Origin of the sequence: Verrucosispora sp. SN26_14.1 (assembly GCF_004307965.1) — a bacterium.
In the GTDB taxonomy this organism is placed as follows: Bacteria; Actinomycetota; Actinomycetes; order Mycobacteriales; family Micromonosporaceae; genus Micromonospora.
This window is the reverse complement of record NZ_SISL01000403.1, coordinates 1-5,336: the sequence shown is the minus strand read 5'-3', so window position 1 is coordinate 5,336 and position 5,336 is coordinate 1. Positions and strand designations below refer to the sequence as shown.

The 5,336-nt window shown below is 72.5% G+C and carries 4 protein-coding genes; 3 read left to right on the top strand and 1 reads right to left on the bottom strand.

Annotation, left to right across the window (positions count from 1 at the left end):
- The coding region (locus EYA84_RS25475; RefSeq protein WP_131056067.1) for a tetratricopeptide repeat protein at positions 1 to 2,003 on the top strand (2,003 nt) is incomplete at its 5' end.
- Between the two features lie 15 nt (positions 2,004 to 2,018).
- Here the strand turns inward: EYA84_RS25475 and EYA84_RS25470 are convergent.
- Complete coding sequence (locus tag EYA84_RS25470; protein WP_131056065.1) at positions 2,019 to 2,882, bottom strand: alpha/beta fold hydrolase; 864 nt, start codon at positions 2,880 to 2,882, stop codon at positions 2,019 to 2,021.
- A gap of 275 nt (positions 2,883 to 3,157) precedes the next feature.
- Between EYA84_RS25470 and EYA84_RS25465 the strand changes: the two genes are divergently transcribed.
- Both EYA84_RS25465 and EYA84_RS25460 read left to right on the top strand, forming a co-directional pair.
- Positions 3,158 to 4,339 carry an ABC transporter ATP-binding protein gene (locus tag EYA84_RS25465; protein ID WP_161595038.1) on the top strand — a complete coding sequence of 394 codons (1,182 nt, stop codon included), beginning with the start codon at positions 3,158 to 3,160 and terminating at the stop codon, positions 4,337 to 4,339.
- Positions 4,336 to 5,336, top strand: a 1,001-nt coding sequence (locus tag EYA84_RS25460; protein WP_131056062.1) for an ABC transporter permease, incomplete at its 3' end; no start/stop codon positions are given. The genes EYA84_RS25465 and EYA84_RS25460, both read left to right, overlap by 4 nt.

The following is a 5,336-nucleotide window of genomic DNA, read 5'->3' as shown; positions in this document are numbered from 1 at the left end:
AGATGGGTCTAAGAGACAGCACCACGCCCGACTTCGTCGGCCGTCGGGAGCAGCTCGCCCGCCTCGACGCGGTCGTCGGACACCCGGCCGGCGGACCGACCTCCGTGGTCGTCACCGTGGTGTGCGGGATGGCCGGGGTCGGCAAGACCACCCTGGCGCTGCACTGGGCGCACCGGGCCGCCGACCGCTTCCCCGACGGGCAGCTCTACGTCAACCTGCGTGGCTACGACGAGGGCGAGACGGTCTCCCCGGCCGACGCCCTGCTCGGCTTCCTGGAGGCGCTGGACGTACCACTGGCCCGCATACCCAGCAGCCAGCACGCCCGCACCGGCCTGTACCGCAGTCTGCTGGCCGACCGCGAGATGCTCATCGTGCTGGACAACGCCCGCGACGCCGACCAGGTGCGCCCGCTCCTGCCGGGCGCGGGTCGCTGCGTCGTCGTGGTGACCAGCCGGGACCAGCTCAGCACGCTGGTCGCCGTCGAGGGCGCCCGACTGCTGACCCTCGACGTGCTGACCGACACCGAGTCGACGCACCTGCTGCGCAGCCGGGTCGACGGCAGCCGTCTGGACGCCGAACCGGCCGCCGTCGCCGAGATGATCGAGGCTGCCGGCCGGCTGCCGCTCGCGCTCTCCATCGTCGCGGCCCGGGTGGCCACCCGGCCCACGTTCCCGCTGGAGGCGGTCGTCGCCGAGCTGCGGGCCCCGGAGACCCGGCTCGCGGTGCTCGCCGACGGCGACGTACGGCGGGTGTTCTCCTGGTCGTACGAGGCGCTGAGCCCGGACGCGGCACGCCTGTTCCGCCTGCTGGGCCTGCACCCGGGACCGGAGCTGAGCGGCTTCGCCGCCGCCGCGCTGCTTGGCTGGCCGCGTGTCGCGGTCGCCCCGGTGCTCATCGAACTGACCCGGCTGCACCTGCTGACCGAGCACCGTCCGGACCGGTACGCCTTCCACGACCTGCTGCGGTCGTACGCGGCCGAGTTGTCCCACGCCGACGAGCCGGCCGACCAGCGGTGGGCGGCCCATCGCCGGTTGTACGACCACTACCTGCACAGCGCCGAACCGGCCGGTCGCCTGGTGCAGCCGCAGTGGCCGCCGGTCACCGCGCTGCCGGCGTTACCCGGCAACGTCCGCGTGCCGATGGTCGACCAGGACGCCGCGCTGGCCTGGTTCACCGCCGAACGGCACGTGCTGCTCCGGGTGGTCCGGCAGGCCACCGCCACCGGTTTCGACGCGTACGCCTGGCGGCTGGCCTGGGCGCTGACCACGTTCCTCGCGCCGGGCGGGCTCTGGCAGGACCAGTTGACCGCCCAGCAGGCCGCGTTGGAGTCGGCGGAACGTCTCGGTGACCTGGAGGCGCAGGCCACCGCCAACCGCCTGCTCGGCCGGGCCGCCTACCGGTTGGGCGAGTACGACACCGCCGGTGACCGCCTCCAGCGCGCGATCACGTTGTACGAGAAGCTCGGCGACCAGGACGGACTGGCGCAGACGCTGCACAACTACACCGAGCACTGCTTCGTGCTCGGCCGACGGGACGAGGCGTTGACGCACGCCCACGAGGCGTTGCGCCTCTACCGGCTCGTCGGCAACCGGGCGGGCGAGGGGCGGGCGCTGAACGCGATCGGTTACCTCCACGCCGTGCTGGGCAACCACCGGCAGGCGATCGCGGACTGCACCGAGGCGCTCGCCCAGCAACGGCTGATCGACGACCGCAACGGGCAGGCGGCGACGCTGGACAGCCTGGGCTTCGCCTATCACGGCATGGGGGAGTACCAGTCGGCGGTGGACTGCTACGAGCAGTCCATCGAGTTGTTCCGGAACTCGGCCGACCGCTACCACCAGGCGGAGACCCTGACCCGTCTCGGCGACACCCGCGCCGCCATGGACGACCTCGACGGGGCGACGGCGGCCTGGCGGCTGGCCGCCTCCATCTTCGACGACCTGGGCGACCCGGCCGCCGAGGGCGCCCGGCGTCGGCTTGCCGAGGTGCCGCGCTCCGGCTAGGCGGCGCGGCGCCGGTCAGCCGAGGAAGCGGTGCAGGGCCTCGGTCAGCCCGGCCGGGTTCTCCTCGGCCACGTGGTGACCGGACTCGATCGGGTGCCCGCGCAGGTCGTCGGCCCACGGGCGCCACACGGCGAGCGGGTCGCCGTACAGGTCGGCCAGGTCGTCGCGGGTCGTCCAGAGCAGCAGCGTGGGACAGCGGACGGTACGCCCGACCCGCCGGTCGGCCTCCTCGTGCTCGCGGTCGACGCCGAGGCCGGCCCGGTAGTCCTCCAGCATCGCGCGGACCGTGGCCGGGTCGTGGACGGCCTGGCGGAACTCCCGGTGGTTCTCGACGCCCATGGTCTCCGGCCGGGCCTTGTCGCCGTACCAGGCGTCCGGGTCGGCACCGATGACGCGTTCCGGCGTGTCCGGCTGGGCGAAGAAGAACCAGTGGTACCACCGCCGGGCGAAGGTCGCGTCGCAGCGGGCGAGGGCCTCACTGATCGGTACGCCGTCGACGACCACCAGCCGGTCGACCGCGTCGGGATGGTCCAGGGCCAGCCGGAGTGCCACGTAGCAGCCCCGGTCGTGGCCCACGGCGGTGAACGTCGGATGACCCAGCGCCCGCATCAGCCGGACCATGTCCCCGGCGACCGCACGCTTGGACTGCTGCGAGTGGTCGGGCCGGATCGGCACCGTGCCGGACTGCCCGTAGCCGCGCATGTCCGGGCAGACGACGGTGTACCCGAGGTCCACCAGGCGTGGGGCGACCCGGTGCCACGTCGCCCCGGTCCGGGGGTGTCCGTGCACCAGCAGCACCGGGGGGCCGTGCCCGCCGTGCCGGACCCGTAGCTCCACCTCGCCGACGTCGATCCGTTCATCGGTGAATCCGTCGAACATGCACGAGACGTACCCCGATCGCTGCCCGGCCAACAGTGACGCGGCCGGGTCCGGCAGAGGTCCCGCCGTACTAGCTATGCACGCCGGTGCCGGGCCGGATCTGCCCCGTCGATGCCTTCGCGGATCGTCACGGAGGGACCGCGAGCGGCGCGGCAGCACGGCGAACGCAAGGTATCGAATCGGATTCCACCTGCGGATCGGATCTTCCCCTGTTGGTGGGTCGCATGCTACGAATACGTATGCACAACCGTCCCAGACAGCAAGGAGCGGTAGCAGTGTCGAGCCGGGCCCAGCACGGTGGGGTGTCCACCGCACACGAGACGGACGGTTCACCGGCCGTGCCGCGCACGGCGTCGGAGGCCGCCGACGCGGACGACCGGCAACTGCGCTTCACCGCGGTCGCCAAGCGCTACCACGACTTCCAGGCCGTCCGGGAGTTCGACCTCGAGGTGCGCGGCGGTGAGTTCCTCACCCTGCTCGGCCCCTCCGGCAGCGGGAAGACGACGGTCCTGTCGATGGTCGCCGGCTTCCAGACGCCGACGGCGGGAACGATCCACCTGGGCGGGCAACGCCTCGACCGGCTGCCCCCGGAGCGCCGCGACATCGGCATGGTCTTCCAGAGCTACGCGCTGTTCCCGCACATGACCGTGGAGCGCAACGTGGCCTTCCCGCTGCGCATGCGCGGCATCCGTGGGGCGGAGCTGAAGCGCCGGGTCTCGCACGCCGTCGACCTGGTGCAGCTCGGCGCGCACGCGCACAAGTACCCGAGTCAGCTCAGCGGCGGGCAGCAGCAGCGGGCGGCGCTGGCCCGGGCGATCGTGTTCGAGCCGCCGGTGCTGCTGATGGACGAGCCGCTCGGCGCGCTGGACCGCAGGTTGCGCGAGGCGGTGCAGTTCGAGTTGGTCAACCTGCACCGCCAGATCGCGTCCACGATCATCTACGTCACGCACGACCAGGACGAGGCGCTCACCATGAGCGACCGCATCGTGATCATGAACGAGGGCCGCATCGAGCAGGTCGGCACCCCGCGCGAGATCTACGCGAGCCCGGCGAACGCCTTCGTCGCCACCTTCATGGGCGAGTCCGTCGAGTTCCGGGGCCGCGTCGAGCGGATCACCGACGGCACCTGCGCCCTGCGGACCGCCGACGGCGCCCTGGCGTACGGCCGGACCAGCCCCGGCCTGGCCACCGGGGACGAGGCCGTGGTGGTGGTGCGACCCGAGCGGATCGCCCTGTCGGCCGGGTCCGGACCGGCCGCCGACGGCCCGGACGCCGGGATGTCCGGGCGGATCACCGAGGTGCTGTACATGGGTCAGCGCAGCCGCTACACGGTCCTCGTCGGCGGCGACACCGTGCTGCACCTGATCCGGGAGAACACCGTCGGCATGGCCGGCTACACCGCCGGTGACGAACTTCTCCTGCGCTGGGCCGCCGACGAAGCGGTGGTGTTGCGGTGACCGGAGTCCCCGTCCGCGTCCCGGACCCCCGGCCCACCGCCGACTCGCCGCAGCAGGACCCCCCGACCGGCGCCGGGGCACCGGCACCCACCCGACGGTCGCGGTTCGACCGGACCGCCCTGCTGCTCCTCCCGGTGCTGGCCTTCTACGCCCTGACACTGGCCTATCCGGTCGTCCGGCTGGCCACCCAGAGCCTTCCCGCCGGCGACCCGTTCCGGCACTACCGCACCCTGCTCACCGAGTCGCTCTACCTGGAGGCGCTCGGGCGTACCTTCGTCTACGCCGCCGTGGCGATGCTCGGCGCGCTCGTCATCGGCTACCCGCTGGCCTACCTGATGTCGCACGGACCCCGGCTGGTCCGCGCCACCGTCACCACGCTCGTGGTCATCCCGTTCTTCGTGGCGCTGCTGGTGCGCACGTTCGGCTGGATGACCATCTTCGCCCGCAACGGACCCGTCAACACGGTCCTGCTGAAGCTCGGCGTGGTCGACGAACCGCTCCAGCTGATGTACACCCAGCAGGCGGTGCTGATCGGCATGATCGCCGTGCTGTTGCCGTACATGGTGCTGCCGCTCTACACCGTGATGCGCCGCATCGACCCCCGCCTGACGCAGGCGGCGAACGGGCTCGGCGCCGGTGGCCCGGCCGCCTTCGCCTTCGTGTTCCTGCCGCTGAGCATGCCCGGCGTGCTCGCCGGCTGTGTGCTGGTCTTCATGCTCGGCCTCGGCTTCTTCATCACGCCCGACCTGCTCGGCGGCTCCGGCGAACAGGTCTACCCGGTGCTGCTCAACCGCACCCTCACCACCGCCGTCGGCGAACCCGCGTTCGCCTCCGCCATGTCGATGGTGCTGCTGGTGGCCGCGTTCGTGGTGCTGCTGGCGGTGTCCCGGGTGGTGCCGATCGGCTCCATCTGGCGTCCGGAGAACGCCGCCGTGTCCCGGCGGGGCGGTGGCGCCCTGGACGCCGGCTGGCGCAGCGCGACGGTGCTGGCCCGGGT